Here is a 15,090-nt window from a genome sequence, read left to right on the forward strand (position 1 = left end):
CGTAACATGACCCGCAAGCTTTATATCGAAACCCACGGCTGCCAGATGAACGAGTACGACAGCTCACGCATGGTGGACCTGCTGGGCGAGCAACAGCCTCTCGAGATCACCTCGAATCCGGCGGAAGCCGACGTGATCCTGCTCAATACCTGTTCGATTCGAGAAAAAGCGCAGGAAAAAGTATTTTCCCAGCTGGGTCGCTGGCGTGAACTGAAGCTGGACAACCCGCAACTGGTCATCGGTGTTGGCGGCTGCGTGGCGAGCCAGGAAGGTGCGGCGATCCGCGACCGCGCGCCCTACGTGGACGTGGTCTTCGGCCCGCAAACCTTGCACCGGCTGCCGGAGATGATCGACGCGGCACGCACCACGAAGAAGCCGCAGGTCGATATTTCATTCCCCGAGATCGAGAAGTTCGACCGTCTACCCGAGCCCCGCGTCGATGGTCCCACGGCCTTCGTCTCAGTCATGGAAGGCTGCAGCAAATACTGCACCTTCTGCGTCGTGCCCTACACCCGCGGCGAGGAAGTCAGCCGGCCTTTCGACGACGTGCTCGCCGAAGTGATCCACTTGGCTGAAAATGGCGTCCGCGAAGTCACCCTGCTCGGCCAGAACGTCAACGGCTACCGCGGCGCCACTCATGACGGGCGAACCGCCGATCTGGCCGAGTTGATCCGCGTGGTAGCGGCTGTCGACGGCATCGACCGCATCCGCTACACCACCAGCCACCCGTTGGAATTTTCCGATGCGTTGATCCAGGCTCACGCCGAAGTGCCGGAGCTGGTGAAATACCTGCACTTGCCGGTGCAGGCGGGCTCCGATCGTATACTGGCAGCCATGAAGCGCAACCATACGGCGCTGGAGTACAAGTCACGCATTCGCAAGCTGAAAGCGGCGGTACCGGAGATTCTGATCAGTTCTGACTTCATCGTCGGTTTTCCCGGCGAGACCGAGAAGGACTTCGAGCAGACCATGAAGCTGATCGAGGACGTCGGCTTCGACTTTTCCTACTCCTTCGTCTACAGCTCGCGGCCCGGCACACCGGCGGCGGACCTGCTCGACGAGACCCCGGACGAGGTGAAGAAGCAGCGTCTGGCGATCCTGCAACAACGCATCAACCAGCAGGGTTTCGAGAACAGTCGACGAATGGTGGGTACCCAGCAGCGAATTCTCGTCACCGACTACTCTAAAAAAGACCCAGGCATGCTTCAGGGCCGCACCGAGCACAACCGGATCGTCAATTTCCGCTGCGACAATCCAAGGTTGATCGGTCAGTTCGTCGACGTGCATATCGATGACGCCCTCCCGCATTCGCTGCGAGGCACGCTGATCGAACGGGCCGCAAGCTGAGCGGGTCACCGGACAGCGCTCGAGCAGTTTCTGACCGGTAACGTCACGAACGGCCCGAGCCGGCGCGCCGCTGCTTTTTTCGCCGCGCGGCGCTATTCTCATCGAACCTTATTGCAGAGCAGGTCAATCAAAATCCCTTGAACGCCCCTATAGAACCTCATCGTTTCACCCTGGAACCTTTTGAAGCCAACCGCTTCGCCAATCTGTGCGGCCAGTTCGACGAGCATTTGCGCCTGATCGAACAGCGCTTGGAGCTGGAAATCCGCAATCGTGGAAACCAGTTCGAGCTGATCGGGCCAACCGACGTCACCAAAGCGGCGGAACACCTGCTGCGACGCCTGTACCGCGAGACTAAGAGCAACGAGCTCTCGCCCGACATGGTTCACCTATTCCTGCAGGAGTCGGCGATGGAGGAGTTGAACAACTCGTCCACCACGCCGAACATTTCGCTGCGCACCCGAAAAGGCAATATTCGCCCACGCGGTGCCAATCAACAGCGCTACGTACAGTCGATCCTCGACAACGACATCAACTTCGGCATCGGCCCGGCCGGTACCGGCAAGACCTATCTGGCCGTCGCCTGCGCCGTCGATGCGCTGGAGCGCGAGCAGATCCGCCGTATCCTGCTCGTGCGCCCAGCGGTCGAGGCCGGTGAAAAGCTGGGGTTCCTGCCGGGCGATCTGGCGCAGAAGATCGATCCCTATTTGCGCCCGCTCTACGACGCCCTTTATGAAATGCTCGGCTTCGAGCACGTGGCACGGCTGATCGAGAAACAGGTTATCGAGATCGCACCGCTGGCTTACATGCGTGGGCGGACCCTGAACAACAGCTTCATCATCCTTGACGAGAGCCAGAACACCACGCTGGAACAGATGAAGATGTTTCTCACCCGGATCGGCTTCGGCTCCACTGCGGTGATCACCGGCGACATCACCCAGGTTGATCTGCCGCGCGGCACCAAGAGCGGCCTCGCGCATGTGATCGAAGTGCTCAAGGACGTCAACGGCATCAGCTTCACTCACTTCAAACCCAAGGATGTGGTGCGCCACCCGCTGGTGCAGCGCATCGTCGAAGCCTACGAGGCCTTCGAAGACCGCCAGCCCCCGGCTGGCAAACGTAGCACTGCGGACAATCGCGATGATTGAGCTTGATGTGCAGTGCGCTAGCAACGGCGCCGTACCTGACGAGGCAGACCTTCGCCGCTGGTGCGAGCTGGCCTTGCGTCAGCGCAGCGCGGATTCCGAACTGACCATCCGCCTGGTGGACGAACCCGAGGGCCGCGAGCTGAATCACACCTGGCGCCAGAAGGACTACGCCACCAACGTGCTGTCCTTTCCGGCGGACGTACCGGACGGGCCGGGCGGCGTTCCGCTGCTGGATATCCCGCTGCTGGGCGACCTGGTGATCTGCGTGCCGGTGGTGGAGCGCGAAGCGGCCGAACAAGGCAAGACATTGCCGGCGCACTGGGCCCACCTGGTCATTCATGGCTGCCTGCATCTGCTCGGCTACGATCACCTCGAAGACGACGAAGCCGAAGAAATGGAAAGCCTCGAGCGTCAACTGTTGGCCGAACTGGGTCACGCCGACCCTTACGCCACCGAATAGCCCGAACGGGCAACTGCAAGGACCATTGAGTCAAAAACATGAGCGAAGACCGATCGAGCAACGGGCAGAAGTCCTGGTTTGGGAAAATCACCCAGGCTTTTGCCCAGGAGCCGAAAAATCGTGAGGAGCTGCTGGAAGTATTGCGCGGCGCCCACCAGAACAAACTGCTGGACAACGAAGCCCTGGCGATCGTCGAGGGCGCCATCCAGGTGGCCGACCTGCAAGTACGCGACATCATGGTGCCGCGCTCACAAGTCATGAGCATCCGCGCCGACCAGTCGCCGAAGGAGTTCCTACCGGCCATCATCTCTGCCGCCCACTCGCGCTATCCGGTGGTCGGCGATAGCCTCGACGAGGTGATCGGGGTACTGCTGGCCAAGGATTTGCTGCCGCTGATCCTGCAGGACGAACAACAGCCTTTCGACATCAAGGACCTGCTGCGCCCGGCCACCTTTGTTCCCGAATCCAAGCGCCTCAACGTGCTGTTGCGCGAGTTCCGCGCGAACCACAGCCACATGGCCATCGTCATCGACGAATACGGCGGTGTCGCCGGGCTGGTGACCATTGAAGACGTACTTGAGCAGATCGTCGGCGACATCGAAGACGAGCACGACATCGAGGAAGACAGCTATATCCGCCCGCTGCCCAGCGGCGACTTTCTGGTCAAGGCGCTAACGCCGATCGACAGCTTCAACGAGTTCTTCGACAGCGAGTTTCCCGACGAAGAATTCGACACCGTGGCCGGACTGGTGATGAGCACATTCGGCCATCTACCCAAGCGCAACGAGGTGACCGAAATCGACGGTTTCCGCTTCCGCGTGCTGAATGCCGACAGCCGCCGCGTGCACATGCTGCGCCTAACGCGCACTGAGACGGAAAACCGCTAGGCTCCCTGCCGGCGCAGCGAAACCTTCGGTAGACTCGTCCGCTCCGTATTCCCGCCGCCGGTCACCGTACCGGCGGCAGTCTTTCAAGGAAGTCCCATGCGCTGGATCACCCGCCCCGGCTGGCCGGGCAACCTGCTGGCGCTTGCCGCTGGCGCCCTGACCACCCTATCGCTCGCACCGTTCGACATTTGGCCGCTGGCCCTGTTGTCGATCGGGCTGATCTATCTCGGCCTACGCGAGCTGGCACCAAAGCAGGCCGCCGGTCGCGGCTGGTGCTACGGGTTCGGCTTGTTCGCCTCCGGCGTCAGCTGGGTCTACGTCAGCATCCACGACTTCGGCGCAGCTCCACCCATCCTGGCGGGGACCTTGACCCTGGGCTTCGTTGCCGGCCTGGCCCTGTTTTTCGCGCTGCTTGGCTGGCTCTGGTCGCGCTGGCTCCGACCGGCCAGCGCACCGCTACTCGCCGCGCTTGTGTTCGCCGCGCTGTGGCTCGCGCTTGACGCGCTGCGCGGCTGGGTACTGACGGGCTTCCCCTGGCTCTATGCCGGCTACAGCCAGCTTGAAGGTCCGTTGGCCGGGCTCGCCCCCCTTGGTGGCGTCTGGCTGCTGAGCTTCGTGATCGTACTGACCGCCACCCTGTTGATAGAACTGCCCCGCCTGGCCGCTCACAAGGGTGCGTTGATTGGCTCGCTGGCCGCACTGGCGCTGCTCTGGGGCGGCGCACTGGGGATCGGTCAGCACGCCTGGACAACCACCAAGGGTGAGCCGATCACAGTCGCCGCGGTGCAGGGAAATGTCGCCCAGAGCATCAAATGGGACCCCAAAAAGCTCGAAATGCAACTGCTGCTCTACCGCGACATGACGTTCCATAGTCGTCCCGCCGACCTCATCGTCTGGCCGGAAACCGCCGTACCGATTCTCAAGGAGCACGCCGAAGGCTATCTAAGCATGATGAGCCGCTTCGCCAATGATCGACAGTCAGCCTTGATCACCGGGGTGCCTATACGCCAGCCCAACGCCGAGGGCGAGCTGCGCTACTACAATGGCCTGACTACCGCCGGCGACGCGCAGGGCACCTATCTGAAACAGAAACTGGTGCCCTTCGGCGAATACGTCCCTCTGCAGGACTTGCTGCGCGGTCTGATCGCCTTCTTCGATCTGCCGATGTCCGACTTCGCCCGTGGCACGCCGGAGCAAACACTGCTTCAGGCAAAGGGTTACCAAATCGCGCCGTTCATCTGCTACGAAGTCGTCTATCCGGAGTTCGCCGCCAGCCTCGCAGCGCAGAGCGACATGCTGCTCACGGTCAGCAACGACGCCTGGTTCGGTCATTCCATCGGGCCGCTGCAGCATTTGCAGATGGCACAGATGCGCGCGCTGGAAGCCGGCCGCTGGATGATTCGTGCCACCAACAACGGCGTTACGGTGCTCATCGACCCACAGGGTCAAATCACCGAACGGATCCCTGCGTTCGAGGAGAGCGTGCTCTATGGTGAGGTCACCCCCATGCAGGGATTGACGCCCTATCTGCAATGGCGCTCCTGGCCCTTGATCGTGGTGTGCGTGTTGTTGCTCGGCTGGGGTATGGTGCGCCGCCGGCGGACCTGAACAGCGTCAGCCCGGCCGATCGGCAAAACGTTATTGGCCGTCGCCGTCATATAGCAGCGGATAGACCAGCATGCCCACTGCCTCGTTGAGCAGCATGCCGTTCTGCCAGACGGCTTTCGACTCGGGCAGCCATCCCCCGAACGGCCTTCCGTTGGGTACGCCGACGAAGCCCACGGGCGCCGGGATGACTTCAAGTCCGAACTGCTCGAAGCACCAGCGTGACCTTGGCATGTGCGACGCCGAGGTCACCAGAACAATTCGTTCGATGCCACCTGCCTTCAGCAGCTCGGCACTATAGCGTGCGTTTTCCCAGGTGGTGCGGCTACGCTCCTCGAGCCATCTGGTTTGAGTCGCAAAATCGTGCTGCAGCGTTTCAGCAGCGAGCAAGGCTTCGCTGGGAGGTTCACCATAGTGCAGCCCCCCACTGGCGAGGATCGGCAGACCGGAGGCCTTGGCCAGGCGCGATGCATAGCGCAGCCGTTCAAGGGCGATATGGCTGGGCTGATCGCCTTCCCAGGCGGGATCGGCCTGCTCTCGGCCGGCGCCAAGCACCACAATCGCCTGCGCCCGCTGCTCGAGGCCGCTCCACTGCGATCGATCCAAAGCCACTTCGCTTTCGATCATGCGCGCCGCCCACTCCACCGTGACCGGCAAGCTCATCAACCACAACCCTCCGAACCCCAGCACGAAACAGAGCGCGGCCAGACGCGGCGCACGACGTCTAAGCCACCAGGCGGCGAGCAATAGCAATAACAGGCCGCCCGGCGGCAGCAGCAGTTGTTTGAAGAAATAGCGAATCGGCATGTGCAGCTCCGGCAGATCGGTCGCTGCAACTTTACATGCCAGGGCGTCCGCTTGTCGGCAGCACGGACGCCGTCAGTGCTTTGGGTAGGTATGTAATCGCTGCCTCGCTCGGAGCAGTTGAGAGCCACAGGCCGAACAGGCGACCGGCCCTGCACCCTCCGGCCAATTCACGCTGGCGCCGCATAGCGCGCAATTCATCGCCTGCTGGAGGGACAGGGGTGCCTGCTTGCTCCGTTTGCCCGGATGAGGATGATGGCGCAGCACATTGCGCAGTGCCGGGCGCGTCGCCTGGCGCACCAACTGTGCCTGTTCTTCGGCCGCCGCATGCCAGCCCGAAAGCCATTGCGAATCCTGCTGCAGATAAGCGCGGATCAGATCGAACTCCGCCGGCGTCAGCCCACCGACTTCCAACTCGGTCGCGCCGGCATCGCTGCCCGCGGTCCGTTCCGCCTCTTCCAAGGCCACCGTCAGCCGCTGCAGCACGCGTCCGTAAAGGTTGCCCTCATCTGCTTGGCGCTCTTTACCCATGATTCACCTCTTCGTTCGTCCCGCCCCCTGTACAAGCGTAGCTCACACCAGAACGACGACGATGCCCGCGACCAACGGGGCCGTGCGGCGCCGGCAAATCGGGTTTCCCTCGGTCACGGGGGGTCATGTATGCTACGGCGCTTCCATGCTTTCGCATTCAGCCCGTTGCGCCGCCGTCTTCGCCAGGTCTCACCCGGCATTTCCGCAGCCCGTGGCCGCTTAGCGAACAGCCAGCCCCTATTCAACGCCAGTAGCCATGCACGAACAGTATCAGCCCCGCGAGATCGAAGCCGCCGCGCAGTCCCACTGGGACGCGCAGAAATCCTTTGAAGTGAGTGAACAGCCAGGCAAGGACACCTTCTACTGCCTGTCGATGTTCCCCTACCCCAGCGGCAAGCTGCACATGGGCCACGTGCGCAACTACACCATCGGTGACGTGATTGCGCGCTACCAGCGCATGCAGGGCAAGAACGTGCTGCAACCCATGGGCTGGGACGCGTTCGGCATGCCCGCCGAGAACGCGGCGATGAAGAACAAGGTCGCGCCGGCCAAGTGGACCTACGAAAACATCGACTACATGCGCACCCAGCTGAAGAGTCTGGGCTTGGCGGTCGATTGGACGCGGGAAGTCACCACCTGCAAGCCCGACTATTACCGCTGGGAGCAGTGGCTGTTCACACGGCTTTACGAAAAGGGCGTGATCTACCGCAAGAACGGCACCGTCAACTGGGACCCGGTCGACCAGACCGTGCTGGCCAACGAGCAGGTCATCGATGGCCGCGGCTGGCGTTCCGGCGCGCTGATCGAGAAGCGCGAAATCCCCATGTACTACTTCAAGATCACCGCTTACGCGGATGAACTTCTGGAGAGTCTGGACGAGCTGGACGGCTGGCCCGAGCAGGTCAAGACCATGCAGCGCAACTGGATCGGCAAGTCGCGCGGAATGGAGATCAGCTTCCCCTACGACGTTGCCAGCATCGGCAGCGAAGGCGTGATGAAGGTATTCACCACCCGTCCCGACACGCTGATGGGCGCCACCTATGTTGCCGTGGCGGCTGAACATCCGCTGGCCACTCTCGCTGCCCAGAACAACCCTGAACTGCAAGCATTCATCGATGAATGCAAGCGCGGCGGCGTCGCCGAGGCGGATATTGCCACCCAGGAAAAGAAAGGCCTCGCCACCGCTCTGCGCGTCCAGCACCCGCTGACCGGCGAGCTGCTGCCGGTCTGGGTCGCCAACTACGTGCTGATGAACTACGGCGAAGGCGCTGTGATGGCCGTACCCGCCCATGACGAGCGCGACTTTGCCTTTGCGAGCAAATACGATCTGCCTATCAAACCGGTGGTGCGCACCAGCGCTGGCGACGAGACGCCTGCGCCTTGGCAGGACGCTTATGGCGACCACGGTGAGCTGATCAACTCCGGCGAATTCAATGGCCTGGACTTCGATGGCGCTTTCGACGCGATGGAAGTCGCTCTCCAGAACAAGGGCCTCGGCCAGGCTCGCACCCAGTTCCGCCTGCGCGACTGGGGCATCAGTCGCCAGCGCTACTGGGGCTGCCCGATTCCGATCATCCATTGCGAAACCTGCGGCGATGTGCCAGTACCGGAAGATCAGCTGCCGGTGGTTCTGCCCGAAGACGTGGTCCCGGACGGCGCCGGTTCGCCGCTGGCACGCATGCCGGAATTCTATGACTGCAGCTGTCCCAAGTGCGGCGCCGCAGCCAAGCGTGAAACCGACACCATGGACACCTTCGTCGAATCGTCCTGGTACTTTGCCCGTTACGCTTCGCCGCACTACGACCAAGGTATGGTCGACCCCGCCGCAGCCAATCACTGGCTGCCCGTGGACCAGTACATCGGCGGCATCGAGCATGCGATCCTGCACCTGCTCTATGCGCGCTTCTTCCACAAGCTGATGCGTGATGAGGGGCTGGTCACCTCCAACGAGCCGTTCAGAAACCTGTTGACCCAGGGCATGGTAGTCGCCGACACCTACTACCGTACCCTGGAGAACGGCGGCAAGGACTGGTTCAACCCGGCCGACGTCATTGTCGAGCGTGATGCCAAGGCCAAGGTCGTCGGCGCCAAGCTCGCCAGCGACGGCCTACCGGTGGAGATCGGCGGCACCGAGAAGATGTCCAAGTCAAAGAACAACGGTGTCGACCCGCAGGCCATGATTGATTCCTACGGCGCCGATACCTGCCGCCTGTTCATGATGTTCGCCTCGCCACCGGACATGAGCCTGGAATGGTCCGATTCCGGCGTCGAAGGCGCCAGCCGCTTCCTGCGCCGCGTCTGGCGCCTGGCGCACGCCCATGTCAGCACTGGCGCCATCGCCCCGCTGGACATTTCCAGCTTGAGTGATGAGCAGAAAGCCGTACGCCGGGCCATCCATCTGGCCATCAAGCAGGCCAGCCAGGATGTCGGTCAGCACCACAAATTCAACACGGCCATCGCACAGGTGATGACCCTGATGAACGTGCTGGAAAAGGCCGCTGCCGAAAGCGAGCAGGATCGTGCGTTGCTGCAGGAAGGTCTGGAAACCGTCGCCCTGCTGCTGGCGCCGATCACCCCCCACATTTGCCATGAACTCTGGCAGCAGCTGGGTAAAAACGGCGCGATTATCGACGCCCAGTGGCCGAAGGTTGACGAATCTGCGCTGGTTCAGGACAGCCTGACGCTGGTTGTTCAGGTCAACGGCAAGCTGCGCGGGCAGATCGAAGTGCCGGCCGGTGCCAGCCGCGAGGCCGTCGAAGCCAGTGCACGCGCCAACGAGAACGTGGTGCGTTTCACCGAAGGCCTGACCATCCGCAAGGTCATCGTGGTGCCGGGCAAACTGGTCAATATCGTCGCTAATTGAATTCGCCCTGGCGCAGTGCGCCAAGGCTGACAAGGGGATAACAAGATGATCAAACGCAATCTCGCGGTGGCCGGCCTGGCCCTGCTCCTGAGCGCCTGCGGTTTCCAGCTGCGTGGCACCGGTGACACCAGTTTCGCTCTTGATGAGCTCAACCTTGAGGCCCGCGACAGCTATGGCGAGACTGCTACGCAGCTCGAAGAGCTACTCAAGGACAACGGCGTACGCGTCTATCCGGGTGCGCGCTACACCCTGGACCTTGTACGCGAGCAGACCCGCCAGCGCACCGCCAGCTATACGACTGCGGCGCGCAGTGCCGAATACGAACTGACCAGTGTGCTCGACTACGAATTCCGCGGCCCGCAGAACACCGTTCTGCTACAGGACAGCGTTGAGGTGCAGAAAGTCTATGTACACGACAGCAGCAATCTCATCGGTTCCGACCAGGAAGCTGGCCAGCTTCGTCAGGAAATGCGCCGCGAAGTCCTGCAACAGCTGAGCATGCGTATCCGCGGCATTACCCCGGCGGAACTCGACAGACTGCAACAGACTGCCGAAGCCAAGAAGCGTGCAGAAGCCGAGGCCATCGAAGCACAGATACGCGAGCAGAGCTCACAGCCGCAGCAATCCCCCATCGAACTGCCCATTCAGTGATGAAGAGGCAGCCACCGCCGGTGGCTGCCTTCTCTCGAACGCATGAAGCTTTCCCCAGCCCAACTCGCCAAGCACCTGCAAGGCCCCCTATCGCCAGTCTATGTAGTCAGCGGCGATGAGCATCTGCTCTGCCAGGAAGCCTGCGATGCCATCCGCGGCGCCTGCCGTCAGCAGGACTTTACCGAGCGCCAGGTGCTCAACGTGGAGACCGGCTTCGACTGGGGGCAACTCATCGAAGCCGGTGCAAGCCTTTCGCTGTTTGCCGAGAGACGCCTGCTGGAGTTGCGCATCCCCAACGGCAAGCCTGGCGACAAGGGCGCCGCCGCACTGATCGAGTACCTCGCGCGTCCCGCCGAAGACACCGTGCTGCTGATCAGCCTGCCCAAGCTCGACGGCAACACGCAAAAGACCAAGTGGGCCAAGGCGCTGATCGACGGCAAGCAGGTGCAGTTTCTGCAGATCTGGCCGGTGGACGCTCAACAGTTGCCGCAGTGGATTCGCCAGCGCCTATCGCAGGCCGGACTGGCCGCCGATCAGGACGCCGTGGAGCTGATTGCCGCGCGTGTCGAGGGCAACCTGCTGGCCGCCGCGCAGGAAATCGAGAAGCTCAAGCTCCTCGCCGAAGACGGCCAGGTGACGGCCGAGACGGTGCAGGCGGCCGTCGCCGACAGCGCCCGCTACGACGTGTTCGGCCTGATCGATGCGGCGCTACTGGGCCAGCCGGAGCACATCCTGCAGATGCTCACGGGCCTGCGTGGTGAGGGTGTCGAAGCGCCCGTCATTCTCTGGGCCGTGGCTCGCGAGGTTCGCCAACTGGCCAACATTGCACAGCAGTACAGCCAAGGCGTGCCTCTCGATCGCGCCTTCAGCCAGGCCCGCCCTCCGGTTTGGGACAAACGCAAGCCGTTGGTCAGCAAGGCGCTGCAGCGCCACGACGCCGCAGGCTGGCAACGCCTGCTGACGGATGCGCAGCGTATCGACGAGCAGATCAAAGGGCAGGCCGAGGGTGACCCCTGGGTTGGCTTGACGAATCTATGCCTTCAGCTGAGCGGACGACGGATCAGGCTGTAGCGCTTATCGCTTCAAGCCGCTATGCCGCCATGGGTTCTGGACATTTTTTGTACAGATCTTATGATGCCTCCGCTCGATCACGGGCAATCAGGAGAGAGATGATGAGCAAGCAACGAAAACGGCCAAACAAGGCTAAATCACTGGTGGCGCAACCCCTGTTTCGCAGCCGCCAGGAACAACCGAAAAAAGGCAAAGGCAGCTACCGCCGTGAAGCCTCCCAGTCGACAAACTGGGAGGCTTCGGTCCTTCTGGCGGCTTGAAAAGCCAAGCAAATCAAAGCGTGTTAATGTCACGTGCCATTGACTTGCCGAGAGTGGTGCATGCTTTACACCTTCGTTCCGATATTGCTGTTGCGCACCCTGATTGCCGGATCAGCCCTGAGCATCATGGTCGCTTGCGCCGCCGAGCCCGCCATGCCGGACACACCCGGTCAGCCGTTGCCGGCCAGTATTGAGCGCACCTCGAGCGAGCCGGCTGAATCCGCTCTGCCACAGCAAAGCTTCGCGCAGTGGCGCGACGCGTTTCGTAGTGAAGCCCTTCAGGCCGGGATATCCGCCCAGCTGTTTGACCGCGCCTTCGCAGGGGTAACACCTGATCCGAGCGTTATCACCGCCGATCGCAGCCAACCGGAATTCACCCGACCGGTCTGGCGATACCTGGACGGCGCCCTTTCGCGACAACGCGTCGATGGCGGCAAACGACTGTTGAGCCAACATCAAGCGACGCTGGACGACATAGAAAAGCGCTACGGCGTCGACCGCACTACCCTGGTGGCGATCTGGGGGCTGGAAAGCAGCTATGGGCAAATCGTGGGTGACAAGGGCGTGATCCGCTCGCTGGCCACTCTCGCACACGAAGGTCGACGCCCCGACTTCGCCAAAAGCCAGCTGTTGGCAGCGCTGGAGATCCTTGACCACGGCGATGTCACTGCCGATCAACTGCGCGGCTCCTGGGCTGGTGCGATGGGCCAGACGCAGTTCATTCCGACCACCTATAACACCCACGCAGTGGATTTCGACGGGGACGGCCGTCGGGATATCTGGAACAGTTCGGCCGATGCCCTGGCCTCGGCCGCGCATTATCTGCAGGCCTCAGGATGGAAAGCCGGACAGCCGTGGGGTTTCGAGGTCCGCCTGCCTGAAGCATTCGACTACGCACTGGCCGATAGCAACATCCGCAAGCCGTTGGCCGAATGGCGTCGCCTGGGCCTGAGCGGGCTGCCCGCAGGCATGGACGAAGCGAGCGCCAGCCTTTTGCTTCCTGCCGGTTACCGTGGCCCTGCGTTTCTGGTAATGGATAATTTTCGGGCGATCTTGCGCTACAACAATTCGTCGTCCTATGCGTTGGCGATCGGCCTGCTGTCCGAGCGCTTCACCGGCGCGGGCCAAGTGCGCGCAAGCTGGCCGCAGGGTGAGCAGCCCCTGAGTCGTTCCGAGCGCCTTGAGCTGCAGGAGCGTCTGGCAAACCAAGGCTTCGATCCTGGCGCTGCCGACGGCATCATCGGGGCCAACACCCGAAATGCAATCCGTAGTTTCCAACAACAGCTGGGCTGGCCCGCCGACGGTCACCCGACCCAGGAGTTGCTCGGCCGGCTGCGCGCAGAGCCTTAGCGAGCGTGGCCGAACGATTCGGCCACGCTTTGCCCAGAGCCACACACTCCCGCGAGCAGTTGCGCAGCGTCGGGGCCTGTACTTGTCAGTAGTACAGCCCTCTGTTAGCCCCCATGAAGCGCAGGTGTAGTTCAGCCGCGGGACAACACTGGCGACGCCACAGCACGGCCCCTGCGGCAGCCGACTGCACGCCTCGCAGGGCGGACTGAACGGTCAGCGCCTGTGATAAACTGCGCGGCGGCCACAAGCCGCCTCGTCCACGGAGCCTCTAGCGGAGCCCAGAAAGCCGATGTCCGAAACCTCCCAGCCCAAGACCGTTGCCAGCGGCGAAAAATTCCGCACCACCCAGGGCATCACCGCGATCAAGGACGGGCAGAAGCGCCGCGCCTCGAGCGAACCCCAGGTGTTCGAACCCAAGCCCAAGTGGCTGCGAGTCAAGGCACCCAGCGGTAGCCGCTTCGAAGCGGTCAAGCGTAATGTCGGCGAACACCGCCTGAGCACCGTATGCCAGGAATCCCACTGCCCGAACATGGGCGAATGCTGGTCCAACGGCACAGCCACCATCATGCTGATGGGCTCGGTGTGCACCCGCGCGTGCCGCTTCTGCGCGGTGGACACGGGCAACCCCAACGGCTGGCTGGATCAGGAAGAGCCACAGAACACAGCCAAGTCGGTGGAGCTGATGGCGCTGCGCTATATCGTGCTGACCTCGGTAGACCGCGACGACCTGGACGACGGCGGTGCCGCGCACTATGCCGCCTGTGTTCGCGCCATCAAGGAGCGCACCCCGCAAGTGGTCGTAGAGGCCCTGACCCCGGACTTCGACGGAGACCTGCAAGCCATCGAACGTGTAGCGGACTCTGGACTGGAGGTCTTCGCGCAGAACGTCGAGACGGTCAAACGCCTGACCCGTGAAGTGCGCGACCCCCGCGCCGGCTACGAGAAGACCTTGCGCGTGCTGGAGCATGCCAAGCGCCATCGTCCGAAGATGCTGACCAAGACCAGCCTGATGCTGGGCTTGGGAGAAAGCGACGAGGAAGTGCTGGAGACCATGGATGACCTGCGCGCCATCGGCGTGGACATCCTGACCCTTGGCCAGTACCTGCAGCCAACCCGCAACCACCTACCGGTCAAGCGCTGGGTCACCCCGGAAGAATTCAACCGTTTCCGCGAAATTGGCCTAGAAAAAGGCTTTATGGAAGTCGCCGCCGGCCCGCTGGTGCGCTCCAGCTACCGAGCCGACCGGGTATTCGAAAAGAACAACCTGGGACTGGCCGCTCCGGTGCCGGTTCCAGGCCAGCCGTTCGATAGCAGCCTGATTCCGACCCTCAATCTGAACTGATCGGGTCGAACAACGCCTGCCTTCAGGCCGAGCCTGGGGCAGGCGTTTTTGTATCCGCATGCCTCGCCGCTCAGACTGAATAAGCACGCGCCCCACCTAGCAGCCTATTACTGTACCCGCCAGGGTCTGCTGCTGCGCGTAGCCGAGGTGCTTGACCAGTTGTTCACGCAAGCGGGCGCTGACTTCGGAAAAGACTACAGGGCCAGCGATCAGATCAGCCAGCTGGGTCATGGCCATGCCGGCGTAGCCGCAGGGATTGATCCGCCCGAAGGGCTCCAGATCCATGTCCACATTGAGCGCCAGACCGTGAAATGAACGCCCGTTACGGATGCGTAGACCGAGCGAAGCGATCTTCGCTCCCTCGACATAGACGCCTGGCGCGTCGGGCTTGGAGATGGCCTGTACATCGTAGCTGGCCAGCAACTCGATAAGACTCTGCTCGATGCGACTGACCAGGTCTCGGACACCTATGCCTAGCCGTCTGACATCCAACAGCAGGTAGCACACCAGTTGCCCCGGGCCATGGTAGGTCACCTGCCCACCTCGGTCAGCCTGAATCACCGGAATGTCCCCGGGCAACAGCAGGTGCTCGGCCTTGCCGGCTTGTCCTTGGGTGAATACCGGCGGGTGCTGCAACAGCCAAATCTCGTCATCGGTGGCCGGCCCACGCTCATTGGTGAAGCACTGCATCGCCTGCCAGGCAGTCTGATACTCCACCAGCCCGAGCTCGCGGACACCGAGCATCACCGCACCCATTTCCGAAGGCCAGCTCTA

14 protein-coding genes are annotated in these 15,090 nt (G+C 62.4%); 11 read left to right on the forward strand and 3 right to left on the reverse strand.

The window, feature by feature from the left end:
- Positions 1-6: 6 nt before the first annotated feature.
- The 5 genes from miaB to lnt all read left to right on the forward strand — a co-directional run bounded on the left by miaB (position 7) and on the right by lnt (position 5,447).
- Positions 7-1,347, forward strand: coding sequence for a tRNA (N6-isopentenyl adenosine(37)-C2)-methylthiotransferase MiaB (gene miaB / locus UF78_RS19130; protein ID WP_045163807.1), 1,341 nt, complete (start codon positions 7-9; stop codon positions 1,345-1,347).
- Between the two features lie 137 nt (positions 1,348-1,484).
- The gene (locus UF78_RS19135) at positions 1,485-2,492 is read left to right on the forward strand and encodes a PhoH family protein (RefSeq protein ID WP_045163808.1); all 1,008 of its coding nucleotides are present in this window, start codon (positions 1,485-1,487) and stop codon (positions 2,490-2,492) included.
- Positions 2,485-2,952, forward strand: a complete 468-nt coding sequence (ybeY, locus tag UF78_RS19140; protein ID WP_045163809.1) for an rRNA maturation RNase YbeY — start codon at positions 2,485-2,487, stop codon at positions 2,950-2,952. Before UF78_RS19135 ends, ybeY begins: the two co-directional genes overlap by 8 nt.
- 38 nt (positions 2,953-2,990) lie before the next feature.
- Positions 2,991-3,839, forward strand: a complete 849-nt coding sequence (locus UF78_RS19145; protein ID WP_045163810.1) for an HlyC/CorC family transporter — start codon at positions 2,991-2,993, stop codon at positions 3,837-3,839.
- 96 nt (positions 3,840-3,935) lie between these two features.
- Positions 3,936-5,447, forward strand: coding sequence for an apolipoprotein N-acyltransferase (lnt, locus tag UF78_RS19150; protein WP_045163811.1), 1,512 nt, complete (start codon positions 3,936-3,938; stop codon positions 5,445-5,447).
- Positions 5,448-5,477: 30 nt separating this feature from the next.
- Here the strand turns inward: lnt and UF78_RS19155 are convergent, their stop codons facing one another.
- Positions 5,478-6,251 carry a YdcF family protein gene (locus UF78_RS19155; protein WP_045163812.1) on the reverse strand — a complete coding sequence of 258 codons (774 nt, stop codon included), beginning with the start codon at positions 6,249-6,251 and terminating at the stop codon, positions 5,478-5,480.
- A 72-nt stretch (positions 6,252-6,323) separates the two neighbouring features.
- Complete coding sequence (locus tag UF78_RS19160) at positions 6,324-6,779, reverse strand: hypothetical protein (protein ID WP_196298703.1); 456 nt, start codon at positions 6,777-6,779, stop codon at positions 6,324-6,326.
- Between the two features lie 256 nt (positions 6,780-7,035).
- Between UF78_RS19160 and leuS the strand changes: the two genes are divergently transcribed.
- From leuS to lipA, 6 genes are all read left to right on the forward strand, one after another.
- Positions 7,036-9,642, forward strand: coding sequence for a leucine--tRNA ligase (gene leuS / locus UF78_RS19165; RefSeq protein ID WP_045163813.1), 2,607 nt, complete (start codon positions 7,036-7,038; stop codon positions 9,640-9,642).
- Between the two features lie 45 nt (positions 9,643-9,687).
- Positions 9,688-10,293 carry an LPS assembly lipoprotein LptE gene (lptE, locus tag UF78_RS19170; RefSeq protein WP_045163814.1) on the forward strand — a complete coding sequence of 202 codons (606 nt, stop codon included), beginning with the start codon at positions 9,688-9,690 and terminating at the stop codon, positions 10,291-10,293.
- 42 nt (positions 10,294-10,335) lie between these two features.
- Positions 10,336-11,364, forward strand: a complete 1,029-nt coding sequence (holA, locus tag UF78_RS19175) for a DNA polymerase III subunit delta (protein WP_045163815.1) — start codon at positions 10,336-10,338, stop codon at positions 11,362-11,364.
- A gap of 101 nt (positions 11,365-11,465) precedes the next feature.
- On the forward strand, positions 11,466-11,624 hold the full coding sequence (arfA, locus tag UF78_RS19180; RefSeq protein WP_021209677.1) for an alternative ribosome rescue factor ArfA: 159 nt from the start codon (positions 11,466-11,468) through the stop codon (positions 11,622-11,624).
- A 60-nt stretch (positions 11,625-11,684) separates the two neighbouring features.
- Entirely contained in the window at positions 11,685-12,974 is a 1,290-nt protein-coding gene (locus UF78_RS19185) for a lytic murein transglycosylase (protein WP_045163816.1), read from the forward strand.
- 289 nt (positions 12,975-13,263) lie between these two features.
- On the forward strand, positions 13,264-14,316 hold the full coding sequence (gene lipA / locus UF78_RS19190) for a lipoyl synthase (RefSeq protein WP_045163817.1): 1,053 nt from the start codon (positions 13,264-13,266) through the stop codon (positions 14,314-14,316).
- A 96-nt stretch (positions 14,317-14,412) separates the two neighbouring features.
- On the opposite strand, the gene lipB is transcribed toward lipA, so the two are convergent.
- Positions 14,413-15,072, reverse strand: coding sequence for a lipoyl(octanoyl) transferase LipB (lipB, locus tag UF78_RS19195; RefSeq protein WP_045163818.1), 660 nt, complete (start codon positions 15,070-15,072; stop codon positions 14,413-14,415).
- Positions 15,073-15,090 lie beyond the last annotated feature (18 nt).

This window comes from Stutzerimonas stutzeri, assembly GCF_000952685.1.
Taxonomy (GTDB): Bacteria; Pseudomonadota; Gammaproteobacteria; order Pseudomonadales; family Pseudomonadaceae; genus Stutzerimonas; species Stutzerimonas stutzeri_E.